The sequence below is a fragment of the Aquirufa nivalisilvae genome, assembly GCF_004307455.1.
GTDB classification, from domain to species: domain Bacteria; phylum Bacteroidota; class Bacteroidia; order Cytophagales; family Spirosomataceae; genus Aquirufa; species Aquirufa nivalisilvae.
This window is the reverse complement of record NZ_SEWX01000005.1, coordinates 456,585-470,789: the sequence shown is the minus strand read 5'-3', so window position 1 is coordinate 470,789 and position 14,205 is coordinate 456,585. Positions and strand designations below refer to the sequence as shown.

Below are 14,205 nucleotides of genomic sequence, written 5' to 3'. Positions count from 1 at the left end.
GTTCTCCTACCGTTTAAATTTTACCTTGCAATTTATTAGATAATTTACGTCTTAAGAAACCAATGAAAGGGCTAATTCTTCCATTAATCATTTTTTGTTCTTCATTCAGCTCTATACTAGCGAATAAGCTATTGATTCCTATGGATGAGAGCCAAACAAACCATTTAAAAGCCTATGGTTTTACCTACAAGGTCTTGCAAGGAGAAGATGCTAAAGTTTCTTGGCTTTTGAATTACAAAGGAGGATCTTTTCTGATGGAATATTATCCTAGTTTTTCAAAAGATCTATTAAGTAAAGGCATTTCATATCAAATTATCTCAGATCAATCAGCTAATCAAATTTTAGCTGAAGTCAATTCTGAAAGTTCAAATATGGAACAAGCTACCTTGCAAAAGGTTCCTAAAATAGCACTTTATTCTCCCAAATCGGCCTCTCCATGGGATGATGCCGTTTCATTGGCCCTCACCTACGCTGAAATACCCTTTGAGACGATTTATGATCAAGATGTGCTAGATGGTAATTTGGCTAAATACGATTGGGTGCATTTGCACCATGAAGATTTTACCGGACAAATGGGTAAGATGTTTACTCAAAAAGATCAAGTTTGGTATCAATTGCAATTGCAGGAAGACCAGCAGATGGCTAAGAAAAATGGTTTTTCAAAAGTTTCTCAAATGAAAGGAAAAGTGGCATCCATGATTAAGGACTTTATGTTAGGTGGCGGATATCTATTTGCTATGTGTACTGCTACGGATACATTTGATATTGCTTTAGCAACTTTGGGAATGGATGCTGTTCCTGCATTTTACGATGGAGATGCCACATCGTCCAATATTAGCGCTGATAATTTGAATTTTAAAAATACCGTTGCTTTTAAAGATTTCTCCTTAATTCTTAATTATCGAGTAAACGAATTTTCCACCATTGATTCGGCTCCCAATTATACTCAAAGGCCTATTGCAGAGGAGAATGATTTTTTTGAACTCAATGAGTTTTCTGCTAAATCAGATATGATACCCTGTATGTTAACGCAAAACCACCAGCAAGTTATTCACGGATTTATGGGGCAAACCACTGGCTTTGCAAGTTCAACAGTTAAATCAGAAGTAACTATTTTAGCCGAAAATGAAAGTTTAAAGGAAGTGAAATACTTGTATGGACAAGTAGGAAAAGGATTTTTCGCTTTTTTAGGAGGTCATGATCCAGAAGATTACCAACATTTTGTTAATGAAGAACATACCGATTTAAGTCTTCACAAAAATTCAGCAGGATATAGATTAATATTAAACAATATCTTATTCCCTTCTGCCAAAAAGAAAAAGCAGAAAACTTAGTGCAGTTTTCTTAAATAATAATCTTCTCCACGCACCAAGACCCCTTCTACCATCGTTGTATCCGTTCCTAATCGAATATCTCCTTTTTGAGGTTGAAATACGTTTTTGCTAAAAAATAAGTATTGAGCTTCAGCGGGAATTGCTTGAATGCCCTGTTCAAATGGGTTTAGTGGAATTAATTTTCTGCTAAATTTTGCACCCCATAATGGATATTCAAAATCATCATTAATTGTACCAAGTGCAACTGTTGCATTAACAGGTACTAATTTTTCAAAGTTTTGATATGCTTTTGTGATGTCTGGTCGATTGATGGTTAATGCCGACACCCTGTCAAGTTCTAATATGGACTTTTTTCCATAAGCATTAAACGGCAATGCTCGAATATTGAGGCCTAACGTCAATATGGCGGATAAACTGATAATGACAACCACGAGCCCCAAAATTATACTCGATATAAAATGTTGCTTTCTTTCGAAGATATAGCTGGAAATATAGGTTAACACAGGAAACAAATAGATAGCTGAACTTATCATGTAACGCCCTTTCCAAGGATCATATGCTGCTGTAAATGCCAAAGTTGCAAAATGGATGGCAAATGCAAGTGAAAACAAGCCCAGAGTCCAATTGGGCCTTCTTATAAACATCAATAAACTTGGTAGTACAATGAATATAAAAATGCTACCATAAATAGGACTACCATTAAAGTATTCAAATCGTTTATCGAACGTAAATGGAATAATGGTGAATTCAGTTACTTTTTCTAAGCCTAAATGCAAACCTTGGTCAATTACTCTAAAAGGTGCTTTCATGGCATGGTTAAGCTTTTCAACTACCATGATGTTTCTTAGACCATCAAAATTGAATAAATCAAATCCATACCTGACTACATTTCTACTTCCTTGAATCAATAAATTACCTAAACTTCCTGCTCTTTCAACTGATTGATGTTGCGTGGCTGTTGGAGGTCCAATAGGATGTCCATAATGTATATAATTAGCGATGTAACCTGTAGCTGCTACATACAAGAATGCACCTAAAAAGTGAGCTATAAATAAGTGCTTTATGACAAATATGGTCCGTTTTTTTATGGCTGGCATAAAGCAATAGGCATACAAAATAAGTAATGGAATGAATGAAAATACAAAGGTTATTTTATGACTTAAAGCTAAACCAAATGTTAAACCAGCTAAATATAAATAAATGGTTTTCTCTTGTTTTTTATATGCTACTAAGTAATATACAATCGTGCACAAATATGCCGCAAGTACAATATCCGTTTCTGTGGTAATGGATTGCATCAGAACATTAGGCAGGAATAAAAAGATGATGCTTAAGAATAACCTAGTTTTGAATTTAATTCCTAGATTTTTGAGTATTCCATAAATTCCAAAAGATAAAATCCAATATGATCCAATGTTGGGAAGCTTGAATAAATATTCATTGTAGCCACTCATTAAAAAGGGATACACTTGTAAGGAACAAAAACTTCTTGGATATGTGTCTATATTCCAATTAGTGCCTATAAAATGAGACATAGTGCCTCGTTTGAGGAAATAAATAACTCGATTCAAATGCCCAGTCATGCTGTCCCATTCATTGGGAGGACTATTGAATACCAAAGAGGTTTGTAAGACACAAATAATCAGGAAAGACCAGAATAGACAGGCAAAAATAAATCGCTCAATACCTGATAATTTGGAATAGGTTTGATGTGTTGTTTGAATTGCTGAACCTATAACTTTAAAAGCAGATATATGTTCCATTTCAAAGGCAAAAACAGGTCTTTGAAAAAAATAATAGGTCAATGAGGTTATGAAAAATGGAATAATAGCCCATAAAATACGGCTATTCCAAAGCCCAAAGGCAGATAATCCATAACCTGTTAAAATAACACTACTTGTATAAATGGTAAACCCTATAATTAGGATCTCTTCTAAGTTTTTGTTTGAAATCTTAGACGCTACCTTGTAGTTCATCAATATAAATGAAATGAATGCTATCCAATACATCGTTTTTTTAATTAAAGGATTGATTCACTAAATCCGCAATTAGTCTAATTTCATCTTCTTTGATTTCAGCACTTAAGGGCAAACACAAAACTCTTAATGCTATATCTTCTGATACAGGACAAGACTGTTTATCCACAAAACTTAGTGTATTCAAAGATGGGTAGAAATATCTTCTTGGATTAATTTGTACGGCATTTAACTTAGAAACAGCTTTTAATAATGAAACTTCATTCGGAAACATCACAGGATAGTAACTGTAATTCCTTTCCATGACAGGATTGAATTGAATCGCATTTCCAGGTACTTGTAACAGACTATCATATAGCTCACATGCCCATTTACGGTAATTTCTAATTTGATCAAAATGACCTAGATTCACCAATCCCATGGCCGCATGAAATTCTGAATTCTTTCCATTAATTCCAGCTGAGAAATAATCGTCATTTTTATGTCCAAAGCTCCGCAATTCAATGATTTTAGCGGCTAGTTTTGAATCATTTGTCACGACAGCTCCGCCCTCAACACTATGGAATACTTTAGTTGCATGAAAGCTACAAGTGCTTACAGTACCATAATTGAAAATAGACTTTCCCTTATAGTTAACTCCAAACGCATGTGCTCCATCGTAGATGAGGGGAATGTTATAAGCAGCCGCTACTTCTTCCTGAGCTTCTAAGTCGCCCGCATTACCATATACGTGAGTAGTTAAGATAGCTTGGGTATTCGAAGTAATTTTCGACTTAATTTGAGCTGATTCTACTGTTAGGCTATTGGCGTCAATATCTGCGAAAATAGGTGTAGATCCTTCCCAGAGGATGGAGTTTGAAGTAGCACAGTATGAGAATGGTGTAGTAATAACTTCACCTTTTACTTGTAGAGCTTTTAAAGCCAATTGCAAGGCAATGGTGCCATTGGTGACAAAAATAACGTGTTCAACTTGTAAGTAATCGCGAAGTTTCTGCTCTAATTCTCTTAATAAGGGCCCATCATTAGTTAAATGATTGCTCTCCCAAATACGTTCTAAATAGCTGACATATTCTTTTAAATCAGGCAAGAACGATTTGGTAACATGTAGCATAATTAGATAGTATCAGATAGTTGACGAATAGGAAAAGGAAATACTGGTCTTACATAACCCGGCCATTTGCCATACCAGGTAGTATCTTCCCTGAAATCAGCAATCTCAAAGTTAAATACTTCCTCGAAGTTATATAAGACAATGGACTTATCCTTGACAACCATAAAAGAAATAAGGTAAGTACCATCATTTAAGAAATGGCCAGGAATCTCTAAGTTAGCTTGTACCAATCCTATTCCAAAGTTTCCCGGAGGTGTGCCTACATTAAATACGCATTCACCAGTGCTAGCAAATAAATGTAAACTGATGTTTAATTGCTGGTTAGGTTCTGTATTCCAAAATTCAATACTAATATTAATCTTGTTCCTAATATCTAAATAAGTCTGCCCTTCTAGCAATTCAGGAATTAATGTAGCTTTTTTCAAGCGAATCTGCTGCGACCCTGGAGCGGCATCAAATGAATCATAACTTTGTTCCAAACGATTGGTTTGTAGCGCCGCCATATAATTGGAAAGCACCTCACCTGTTTCCCCAAATTGCTTTACCCTACCCTTTTCAAGGTGTAAGGTTTTATTACACAAATTAGCTACAGCCGTCAAGTTATGACTTACAAACAATATGGTTTTATCATTGGCTGCAACTTCACGCATTTTACCTAAGGACTTCTTTTGGAAATCGGCATCTCCTACCGCAAGTACCTCGTCTACAATGAGAATTTCAGGGTTTAAATGAGCTGAAATAGCAAATCCTAAACGAACATACATTCCAGAGGAATATCGTTTAACAGGTGTATCTAGAAAGCGGGATATTTGTTCACCAGCAAAATCAACAATTTCATCAAATTGCGATTTTATCTCATGCTTAGACATACCTAAAATAGCACCATTCAAAAAGATATTTTCCCTTCCAGTTAACTCTGGATGAAAACCTGTTCCAACTTCTAATAAGCTAGCTACTTTACCTCTTACATGAATTTCACCACTTGTAGGTTTGGTAATCTTACTTAAGATTTTTAATAATGTAGATTTACCCGCCCCATTACTTCCAACAATTCCTAGTTTGTCACCACGATTTAATGCAAAAGAAACATCATTGACTGCCCAAAAAATTTCTTTTTCTTCTTTGGTCAACAAGTTTTTCAAGCCATTCTTTATACTAACAGCCCCTTTATTGGCTGAAAGCTCGTACTTTTTAGAAATGGAATCGACTTCAATAATGTGCATAAATGTTATAAATAATCCACGAAGGAGTCTTCTCTTTTGTCAAAAATGATAATGCCTAGGATAAATACCAAAATACTAGCAATGATACTTATACTTAAATTTTGGACTGTTAGTAAATCGTATTGGCTAATTAAGCAAGCTCGAAACATTTCTACTAAACCTGCTAATGGGTTTAATATATTGTAATATAAAAACCATGATTTTTCAGATAATTGTTTCGTCGTATAAACAATGGGAGTTGCAAAAAATCCATACTGCACGATCAATGGAATGATTTGTTGTACATCCCGATATTTAACGGAAAAGGAGGCAAATATTAAACCAAATCCTAAGGCAAATAAACTAGTAATCAGTAATGCCAATGGCAGTAAAACAATATATGGTGATATACTTTGATGTAAACTAAGTGCCAAAATTAGATAAACAACTAAGCCTACTACGAAATCGACTAATGAAACAGCAATAGAAGAAAAACATATAATTAAACGCGGAAAATAGACTTTAGAAATTAAGTTACTATTCACTAATATAGAGTTGCTAATTGCCTGAAGTGAATTAGCAAAATAATTCCAAAATAGGATGCCTGAAAATATCACCAATTGGATAGGATAACCCGATAAGTCTTGAATTTTTGCAACCTGTTTATAAGCAAATAAAAATACTAACATGGTGGCCACTGGCTTAACGATAGCCCAGCTTAAACCTAAAATAGTTTGCTTGTACCTAACGGAAATATCTCTTTTGGCTAATATGACCAATAACTCCCAATCACTACTAATCTCCTTGATTTTCTGTTGTATAAGATTCATGTAAACTAAGCCATTAATTCTCTATAAACACTTCCTATATAAATCAATAAGGATGTTATTAACATGCCTATGACTACAGCTACTAAGGTAATGGGACCCCAAAAATAAACCTCAATTTTAGTAGGAAGCTCAGAATCTGAAATGATTGTAAATAAAGGAGACTCTTTAATAAGTGAGAACTTCAGGTTATCAAAATTCCGTACAGCTTCAAAATACATACTTTGTAGCTGAGAAGAATTCATTTGTAACCTTTCTGCTGTAATTCTAGCTCTTTGATAAATGATCTGTTGATTTTGGTCATTGTAATTCGCTAGTTTCCCTTGGGTATAGTACAAAGCTGAGCGCAGTGAATCTACCCTTTTATCCATAATCACTAAAAGTTCTTTGGATTTTTTAGTTTTTGTTTGAATGTAGAATTCAGTAACCGTTTTCAAATATAACTTGGACCATGTATAACTCAACGTATCATTACGCGTTTCAACCGTCATAGTTAAAAAGGAAGATTTTGGGTTTTCGTTACTGATTACCGTGTTTCCTTTTAAATATTCATAAATGGCGTTCATGATATTTCTATCTTGCTCATTGGCTTGACTTGGATCTGAGATTTTAAAACGGTAGTTAAAGAAATCATCAGGTAGGTCACTCCACTCGTGTTTTTTCAAATCAGCCTTTTGTAAGAAGAAATTGGCAAATAAATCCTCTTTGTCTCCAAACTTGACACGGGTTAACAAGGCTTTTCTGAACAAAGCTTTTGTTTTCAAAAGTTCTTTGAAATTTTCCCCGCTAAATAGTGAATTACTGGCAGTAAATCCTCCCAAACCTAAGCTACTAGCTATATCTGCTAATCCTCCGCCACTTGATCCTTCAGAATCCATGACAAAAACGATTTGAGCCTTATATATTTTATTTTGACTACGAATGATCTCAACACTAATACCTGCTGCAAAACCAATAAGTGCCCCTATGAGTAGTTTTTTACGATTCTTTTTGAAAAAAGGAATCAATAAAAAGCACTTAAACAGTAAGCGCTTGAAAGAAAATTGATCAGATCTTAACTCTGCCATGTGATTAGTTTGATGTAGCCTTAATCAAGGTAATAATACCAATTAAACTAGTAAGGGTTCCTGTGAAGATAGATACAACTGATACAATTTGTTGTCCAGTAGCCACTTTAGATTTCTTAGGAACAATAATTTCAGCCCCTTGTTCAATCTTAGGATGAAAACGAAAGAATAAAAATGATTTCGTTCTTTTCACTGATCCATTAGAATAAAGTACATAGGCTCTTTTTCTAGCAGAACTTGATGTAAACCCTCCCGCTTCTGAAATGAAATCATAGAATGATTTTCCATCTAAATACTTCACACTATTAGGATAAAGAACTTCGCCTGAAACTTTAACAGTTTGTGGTTCTTTCGGAATATCAATAATATCACCTTCTAAAACGTATAAATCATCTTCACCACCTGGGTTTTTCAATGCTTTTACCAAGTCAATGCCAATAGTTTCTTTCGTCTTATTAACAATGGTTTGTTCTCTTGGTGCAGTAATTCCAGTGAAGTTATCTTGAATTTCATTTAATTGCTCCGTTCTTCTATTTTTCTCAAATTCTGTTAATTGAATTTTACGAATCAACTTAGCTCCTTTAGGATAAGCTTGTCTATTTAAACCACCTGCTCTTGTGATAATTTCACTTAAACGTTCATCCTTCTTTTCCAAGCCATATACACCTGGATAAACAACCTGTCCTTGAATGGTAATGAATTGTTGCAACTCATAATTAGGTGAAGAGCGAATAAATACCTCATCGTAAGGCTGTAATTCAAAAGTTGAAGCAGTTTCGTCTAATTGCAACTTCTTACTAATAGAGAAACGTATAATCTCAGCAATTTGTGAATTGATTGGCGTATTGTCTGCCAAATTCTTCTTTCTTCGAACAATTTCAACTACACCTGTAGCTGCAGATTCTCTTAAACCACCAGCTTGTAGGATTAAATCCTCTACAGTCATTTTTTCTACAAATGGGAGTGTTAATTTTAATTGACGATTGATCAATTGATTCGCAGCTTCATTGGATTTCAACTCTTCCGATATTTCACTTTCTATCTGAACAGCATTGTTCTCCGAGTTAATTTTATCAGTATTAGATTTGATTGCATTTTCTTGTGAACTAGAAACCTTACCACCGTTGGATTCTAATTTATTACTACCGTCCAATTTATTATCCAAAATGATATCGTTTCGCTTTAAGTTGATTTCACCATGTATAGTCACGGTATAGCCTTCTTTCAAATCTAAAATGGAGAAAATGGAAACATTATCTTCTCTTCTTAATGGAATATCCTTTGATTTGTTATTTAAAATATCCTTTAAATTAACGGACAAATTTGTTTTAGATAAATCTGGATTGATACGTTGAATCAAAACACGATCCAAGAATGCATTTTCTTTTAATCCTCCGGCTCTATCAATTAATTTCAATAAGCTTGGACTTCCTTCTAACGCAAATTGGCCAGGTCTAAATACCTCACCTACGATGGTTAGTTTATTTTCAAAACGATCTTGATTAACTGATTCTACCTGAATGATATCTCCAGTTTGTGGGCTAAATGAATCCATCAATGCTGCATTTAGGTCAATTAACTTACGTTCACGATTTGTGTAACGAGTAATCTTTACTAATTCCTTAAAAGCATCTTCTGTAAATCCACCAGCAAATTCTTGAATTACTTTTGTCAAACTCTCCTGTGGCTTAATTTCAAATAAAGCTGGCCTCTTAACCTTCCCTTTTACCTCAATTCTATTTTTATAGACTCCAACTTTAATGATATCTTGGTCGTGAATATTGACATCATTTTTCTGAATTCCAGCTGTTAAAAAATCATATAAGTCAATCGTAGCAATTACTTTCTTATTTCGGATTAATTGAATCTCTCGATAAGTACCATTTTGATTAGGTCCACCAGCTAAGTATAAAACGTTCATCACTCTCGCTAAGGAAGGAACAGAATAAGTACCTGGGAATAAAACTTCTCCTTGAACCGTTACATTAACAGTACGGATGCTTCCTAATGATATAGAGGCGTATAAATTAGTACTGCTTGGGCCACTACCTTCTTTACGAAGTCCAACAAAAATTTGAGATAGTTTAGAAATAATTCTACTTTTTGCTTCTTCAATCGTTAAACCAGCCACATATACATTACCAACTCGGTTAATCTTCACGTAACCATCAGGACTAACCGTTAGGTTGTAATGATCTTCTGAATATCCATTGATATCAATGATTAATTCATCATCAGGCCCTAAAACGTATGATTTAGGTGTAGCTATTTTCAAATTAGGTTCAAAAGTGCCTGTTTTATTATTAAAGATAGAATAACCAAAAATTCGTTTTCTAAGGTTATAAACAGCAGTATCCTCATTGGCTATTTCACCAGCGTTTCTTTTACGCTCAGCCATTAAGCTATCGTAATTTTGCTTTTGCTTGGGTGTAGTTGTAATAGTTCTACGACCCACATTAGCTTGATTTTGAGGCTGAGTTCTGATTTGACTATTAGAAGGATTATTGTTCATTCGGTCTAAAAGCTGACCTTGTACTCCGAATGGAATCGTTTGACTCATCATTTTTGTACTTAACAACAAAATTGCCATTAAGACAAAAGAAAACTTTTTGTTCATAAAGTCTTTTATTTCTAATTTGACTGCAAATTAAAGAAAAAACATGATTTAATGCTAACTTTAAAGCTAATTGCACGATCGAGTAACGTGTTATTTAAATTAATATTGACAAAAATTATCTAGTGGAAGAAATTAACAGTAACCCCCCGATTTATAACGATGACAGTATCCGATCCTTAGATTGGAAAGAACATATCCGATTAAGACCGGGTATGTATATTGGAAAATTAGGAGATGGTTCATCTGTGGATGATGGTATTTATGTGCTCGTGAAAGAAATCATGGATAATTCCATCGATGAGCACATGATGGGTAACGGAAAGGTTATTGAAGTTAAAATTTCAGATCATAAAGTAGAAGTTCGAGATTATGGTCGCGGAATACCATTAGGTAAAGTCATTGATTGCGTTTCAAAAATTAATACGGGAGGAAAGTATGATTCTGGTGCTTTCCAGAAATCTGTTGGTCTAAATGGTGTTGGTACAAAAGCAACCAATGCACTTTCTCAATATTTCAAGGTACAATCATATCGGGATGGTCAAACAAAATGGGCTGAATTCTGTAAAGGTGAATTAACTGCTGAATCAGATGGATTTGAAGCATCTAATGCCAAAAGCGGAACACATGTGTGCTTTGAACCTGATAATGGCATATTTAAAAATTACCATTTCATCCCTCAGTACCTGGATTCCTTATTCTGGAATTACGCTTATTTGAACGCAGGATTGTCCATTAATTTTAATGGGGAGAAATATTTTTCTCAAAATGGATTATTGGATTTATTATCTAAAAAGACCAATGCCGAAGAAAATAGATACCCTATTATACATTTAAAAGGCAATGATATTGAATTAGCCATAACGCATAACAACCAATACGGAGAGGAATACTATTCGTTTGTCAATGGCCAAAATACGACGCAAGGTGGTACTCATTTAGCGGCATTTAGAGAAGCCATTGTTAAAACGGTCAGGGAATTTTATAAAAAGGATTTTGATCCTTCTGATGTTAGAGCAAGTATCGTTGGTGCAATTGCTATTCGTGTTCAAGAGCCTGTATTTGAATCTCAAACTAAGACAAAATTAGGTTCTACTACCATTTCTCCAGATTCTAATTCAACTTCCATTCGCTCCTTTATAGGAGATTTTGTTAAAACAGAATTAGATAATTTTTTACATAAAAATCCGAGCACTGCAGATGCCATTTTAAAGCGGATTTTGCAATCGGAACGAGAAAGAAAAGATATTGCAGGCATCAAAAAATTAGCCAATGAAAGGGCTAAAAAAGCAAATCTTCACAATAAAAAATTACGGGATTGTCGTGTTCATTTACCAGATGAAAAATCAGATGCTCGACATGATACCATTCTATTCATTACTGAGGGAGACTCTGCTAGTGGATCAATTACTAAATCTAGGGATGTTCAAACCCAAGCCGTATTCAGCCTTCGAGGTAAGCCTTTGAACTGCTTTGGTTTGACTAAGAAGATCGTATACGAAAACGAAGAGTTTAATTTATTGCAACATGCCTTAGATATCGAAGATAGCCTTGATAATTTGCGTTATAATAAAATTGTGATTGCTACCGATGCCGATGTGGATGGGATGCACATTCGCTTATTGATTTTAACTTTCTTTCTTCAGTTCTTCCCTGATTTAGTTCGTAATGGGCATTTGTATATTTTAGAAACTCCCCTATTTCGAGTTAGAAATAAAAAAGAAACGATCTATTGTTATTCTGACGAAGAAAGAAGAAATGCGATTGAAAAATTAAGTCCTAAGCCAGAAATTACTCGATTCAAAGGATTAGGCGAAATTTCTCCAGAGGAGTTTGGCACTTTTATCGGGGAAAATATCAAATTAGAACCCGTGATTCTTGAAAAGGAATTTACGATTCCTCAATTATTGACCTATTATATGGGTAAAAACACACCTGAGAGGCAAAAATTCATTATTGAAAATTTAATTATCGAAAAAGACTTAGAAGAAGTGTTGTTAACTTAAAAGTTTAGTTCCCATAATTGCCTTAATTCATGCAGCGCTTTGCTTGCACTTCCAATTTCGGCCACCTCAATTCCTTTTTTTGCAACTAGTTTGGCTTTGTCGTCTTGTTCTAATTCAATTAACAAGTCGGTAAAGCTATAATACGTTGGTATGTACATAGGGAATTGTTCCATCAATTGATCAAAAACAGTGATTGACCCATTCATATCCCCTTCTTTCTTTAATTCCAATGCCAATAAATAATAATTGAAAGGGTTCTCTGGCTCCTCTTTTATTTCATTTTTTATAAATTCTTTACGCTCCATTTTTGTAATTTTAAAAACAAATTAGTATGCTTGCATACATTTTTATTTAATCGCCTATGAAAATCTTAGTTTGCATATCAGTCGTACCTGATACGACTTCCAAAATTACACTAGATTCAACAAATACTCGTATTAATTCAGAGGGTATAACTTTTATTGTTGGTCCCTACGATGATTATGCCCTATCAAGAGCCATTGAAATCAAGGAACAAACCCAAGCTGAATTAGTGGTTCTACATGTAGGATCTTCTGATTCTGATGCATTAATCAGAAAATGTTTGGCATTAGGTGCAGATCGAGCTGTTCGAATTGATACGGCAGCATTAGATTCTTACCAAGTAGCTCAAGAAATTATCCACTATGCCAAAGATCAATCATTTGATCTCATTATGATGGGTAAGGAATCCATTGATTATAATAGCGGCATCGTTCATGCATTAGTAGCTCATGGTTTATCTTACAATCATTTTTCACCAGTGATGCATTTGGAGTTAGATGCTAATAAATTAATCCTAGAGATTGAAACTGATTCAGGTAAATCAAAAGTTAGCACGACACTCCCTGCTATATTAGGATGTCAGGAACCCATCGCTGAATGGAAAATACCTTCTATGCGAGGTATCATGACCGCTAGAACTAAGGAAATAGCTGTAATCTCCCCTATTCATTCAAATTTTGAACAGCATATTGCTGCTCATGTGGTTGAAACGGAGCGCTTACAAAAAATGATTTCAGCCGAAGATGCAGAATCATTAATCGACATATTAAAAAGTGAAAACCTGATATAAGATGAAAAATTTAGCAGTATTTATAGATAGTAAAAACGGTCAAATTTCAGAAAGTTCTAAACGCTTATTGGATCTATCAAGTAGTTGGCTTGTACAAAATGGATTGGAAGGAATTTATGTATATGGGTTTGAAGAACAATCATCTGATTCATTTAATTCGTTCAGTTCTATTAAGCAATATATCCATATCACAATTCCAGGATTAGTAAATAATAATCAGGTCATTGCCCCACTATTGGAGGATATTAAGCAAAAAGAAATTGATCAATTCTTTTATGTAAAATCATTACTAGTGGATAGTATAGCCGCATTTTTAGCAGAATCATTATCTATTCCACTCGTTTCTAATGTGATTAAATTAGCCAAAGTATCTGATGGTTATCAATTGACTAAATCGATATTTTCAGGAAAAGCAACATTAACTACTGAGATAAATAATAATTCATTTATTGCAGCATTTAATAAGTCGTTTACGTTTGAAACAACATCTCAGGCAGGAAATTTAGCCATAAGTCAAGCTGTAATTGCATTAGGAACTGATGCTCAAAATAAATTAATTGAAAATTATCCCTTAACGGGTGCAATTCCGTTACCAGATGCAGCCATTGTTGTAGGTGCCGGAAGAGGCTTTAATGATCCTTCCAATTGGGGTATTGTGGAAGATTTAGCAAAAGAATTGGGAGCTGCAACAGCATGTTCAAAACCAGTTTCTGACCTAAATTGGAGACCTCACCACGAGCACGTTGGACAAACTGGAGTTAAAATAGCTCCCAAATTATATATAGCATGTGGTATTTCTGGTGCCATTCAGCATTTGGCAGGAGTTAATGGATCACGAAAAATTGTCGTTATCAACAACGATCCTGAAGCACCTTTTTTCAAGCATGCCGATTATGGTATAGTTGGAGATGTATTTGATGTACTTCCAAGATTGTTAAATAAGCTTAAAAGCCATTAATTTTAGGCCATTTTTTG

The 14,205-nt window shown here is 34.4% G+C and carries 11 protein-coding genes; 4 read left to right on the top strand and 7 right to left on the bottom strand.

Annotated elements, in window-relative coordinates:
• The first annotated feature begins 62 nt into the window (after nucleotides 1–62).
• Entirely contained in the window at nucleotides 63–1,334 is a 1,272-nt protein-coding gene (locus EWU22_RS08910) for an asparagine synthetase B (protein ID WP_130925258.1), read from the top strand.
• Here the strand turns inward: EWU22_RS08910 and EWU22_RS08905 are convergent.
• Genes EWU22_RS08905 through EWU22_RS08880 form a run of 6 tightly spaced genes read right to left on the bottom strand, consistent with a single transcriptional unit; the run spans nucleotide 1,331 to nucleotide 10,134 of the window.
• Nucleotides 1,331–3,310, bottom strand: coding sequence for an ArnT family glycosyltransferase (locus EWU22_RS08905; protein ID WP_161566822.1), 1,980 nt, complete (start codon nucleotides 3,308–3,310; stop codon nucleotides 1,331–1,333). The genes EWU22_RS08910 and EWU22_RS08905 overlap by 4 nt on opposite strands.
• A 40-nt stretch (nucleotides 3,311–3,350) precedes the next feature.
• The gene (locus tag EWU22_RS08900; RefSeq protein ID WP_130925256.1) at nucleotides 3,351–4,421 is read right to left on the bottom strand and encodes a DegT/DnrJ/EryC1/StrS family aminotransferase; all 1,071 of its coding nucleotides are present in this window, start codon (nucleotides 4,419–4,421) and stop codon (nucleotides 3,351–3,353) included.
• A 2-nt stretch (nucleotides 4,422–4,423) separates the two neighbouring features.
• On the bottom strand, nucleotides 4,424–5,644 hold the full coding sequence (locus EWU22_RS08895) for an ABC transporter ATP-binding protein (RefSeq protein WP_130925255.1): 1,221 nt from the start codon (nucleotides 5,642–5,644) through the stop codon (nucleotides 4,424–4,426).
• A 5-nt stretch (nucleotides 5,645–5,649) separates the two neighbouring features.
• Nucleotides 5,650–6,453, bottom strand: coding sequence for an ABC transporter permease (locus tag EWU22_RS08890; RefSeq protein ID WP_130925254.1), 804 nt, complete (start codon nucleotides 6,451–6,453; stop codon nucleotides 5,650–5,652).
• A gap of 5 nt (nucleotides 6,454–6,458) precedes the next feature.
• On the bottom strand, nucleotides 6,459–7,517 hold the full coding sequence (locus EWU22_RS08885) for a hypothetical protein (protein WP_130925253.1): 1,059 nt from the start codon (nucleotides 7,515–7,517) through the stop codon (nucleotides 6,459–6,461).
• Between the two features lie 4 nt (nucleotides 7,518–7,521).
• Entirely contained in the window at nucleotides 7,522–10,134 is a 2,613-nt protein-coding gene (locus tag EWU22_RS08880; RefSeq protein ID WP_130925252.1) for an SLBB domain-containing protein, read from the bottom strand.
• A gap of 122 nt (nucleotides 10,135–10,256) precedes the next feature.
• On the opposite strand from EWU22_RS08880, the gene EWU22_RS08875 reads away from it, so the two are divergent.
• Nucleotides 10,257–12,137 (top strand): DNA topoisomerase IV subunit B, encoded by a 1,881-nt coding sequence (locus tag EWU22_RS08875; RefSeq protein WP_394364565.1) that lies wholly within the window; start codon nucleotides 10,257–10,259, stop codon nucleotides 12,135–12,137.
• Here EWU22_RS08875 and EWU22_RS08870 read toward each other — a convergent pair.
• Nucleotides 12,134–12,442, bottom strand: coding sequence for a tetratricopeptide repeat protein (locus tag EWU22_RS08870; protein WP_130925251.1), 309 nt, complete (start codon nucleotides 12,440–12,442; stop codon nucleotides 12,134–12,136). The genes EWU22_RS08875 and EWU22_RS08870 overlap by 4 nt on opposite strands.
• Before the next feature lie 56 nt (nucleotides 12,443–12,498).
• Between EWU22_RS08870 and EWU22_RS08865 the strand changes: the two genes are divergently transcribed.
• Together EWU22_RS08865 and EWU22_RS08860 are read left to right on the top strand one after the other, a co-directional pair.
• A complete protein-coding gene (locus tag EWU22_RS08865; protein WP_130925250.1) occupies nucleotides 12,499–13,230 on the top strand; it encodes an electron transfer flavoprotein subunit beta/FixA family protein in 732 nt (243 codons plus the stop codon).
• A 1-nt stretch (nucleotide 13,231) separates the two neighbouring features.
• On the top strand, nucleotides 13,232–14,188 hold the full coding sequence (locus EWU22_RS08860) for an electron transfer flavoprotein subunit alpha/FixB family protein (protein WP_130925249.1): 957 nt from the start codon (nucleotides 13,232–13,234) through the stop codon (nucleotides 14,186–14,188).
• Nucleotides 14,189–14,205: the final 17 nt, after the last annotated feature.